Source organism: Pseudomonas nitroreducens (assembly GCF_014204515.1).
GTDB classification, from domain to species: Bacteria; Pseudomonadota; Gammaproteobacteria; order Pseudomonadales; family Pseudomonadaceae; genus Pseudomonas; species Pseudomonas nitritireducens_A.
Genome location: NZ_JACHLI010000078.1, coordinates 1 through 1450, shown reverse-complemented (window position 1 = coordinate 1450; position 1450 = coordinate 1). Strand labels below are relative to the sequence as shown.

The 1450-nt window shown below is 55.7% G+C and carries 1 protein-coding gene; it reads right to left on the bottom strand.

All coding sequences use genetic code 11. The features are described from left to right. Positions 1-39: 39 nt before the first annotated feature. Positions 40-1406, bottom strand: a protein-coding gene (locus tag HNP46_RS35590) for an IS3 family transposase (protein WP_184598991.1) whose coding sequence is annotated in 2 segments (ribosomal slippage) — positions 40-909 and positions 912-1406 — 1365 coding nt in all. Because the reading frame shifts where the segments join, the coding sequence is not laid out codon by codon here. Between the last annotated feature and the right edge of the window lie 44 nt (positions 1407-1450).

Sequence of the window (1450 nt, the reverse complement as noted above, 5' to 3'; positions counted from 1 at the left end):
TGAACTGACCCCCGAAAGTTGGACAGTTGGACTGGGCCGCTAAGCTGCCAATGACTGAGCCCTGTATTGAACGGGGCTCAGTCCCTTCAACTTGGTCTTGATGCGGTCGTGATTGTAATAGTGGATGTAGTGGCGCAAGCCGTTCTGAAGCTGCTCGACGCTATCAAACCGATTCAGATAGAAGAACTCTGTTTTTAGGACAGCGAAAAAGCTTTCCATCGCAGCGTTGTCGAGACAGTTGCCGCGACGAGACATGCTCTGTGTCAGGCCGTGAGTCGCCAGCTCTCGTCGGTAGGGCTGCATCTGATAGTGCCACCCCTGGTCAGAGTGAAGAATGGGGCGATCCTGCTCGGATAGCTTGGATATGGCCTTGCGTAGCATGCTGGCAACCAGAGGGTAGTGAGGGCGCCGATCCATTTGATAGGCCACGATCTCGCCATTGTAGAGGTCCATAATCGGAGATAGGTAGAGATGCTCACCACGGACATTGAACTCCGTGATGTCCGTTACCCATTTCTCGTTTGGCTTCGCAGCCTGGAACCTCCGCTCAAGGACATTAGGCGCTACAACGCTGATCTCTCCCCGGAATGAGCGGTACTTCTTGGGGCGTACAAGCGATTTCAGGCCCAGCGACTGCATCAGCCGCTGAACCACCTTGTGATTGATCGCTCGTCCAAGCTGGCGAAGCTCGGCTGTAACACGCCGATAGCCATATCGCCCTTTGTGGCGCTCATAGGCCTGCCGGATGCTGGCCTTCAGCTGAGCATGTTTGTCCTCTCTCTGAAGCGCCTTGACCTGGTAGTAGAACGTGCTGCGTGACAGCCCTGCCGCCTTTAGCAGGGCGGCTAAATTGTGCGTATGCCTCAACCCAAGCACTATTTGCGCTTTTTCGGCGCGACTTTCGGCTTGGCCTGGATCAAGGCGGACAATTTTTTTAGGTAGGCCACCTCCGCACGGAGGGTTTCGTTCTCCCTCAGCAGCTCATCCATCCCGCGAGGGTCTGATGACTGTGGTTCGGGCGACCTAGGCGGCGGATCAACTGCGGTCACTTTGGAGCATCCTTGTGGCTTTTTCCGGGCCAGCGCTTGCAGGCCGCCATCATGATACTGCTGCTCCCACAATTTCACGACGGAGTGACCTCCTCCCAAGCCGAAAGCTGCCGCCACCTGGCGATAAGACAGCTGCTCATCCCGCATTCTCTCCAGGACTGACAGCTTGAATTGCGCACTGTAGTGTTCCCGCTTCTTGGAGAATGCTTCACTTCCATGTTGCTGATAAAGGGCCACCCATCGTCGTACGGTCGCTCTATCTACGTCGTACCTGTTCGCAATGTCCCTGTAGCCAAATGTCCCAGCCACATAGTGGCGCGCCACCTCTAGCTTGAACTTCCCATCATGCCTTGCCATGTGGACCCCTCAGAGTTGGTGTCCAACATCTGGGGGTCAGTTCA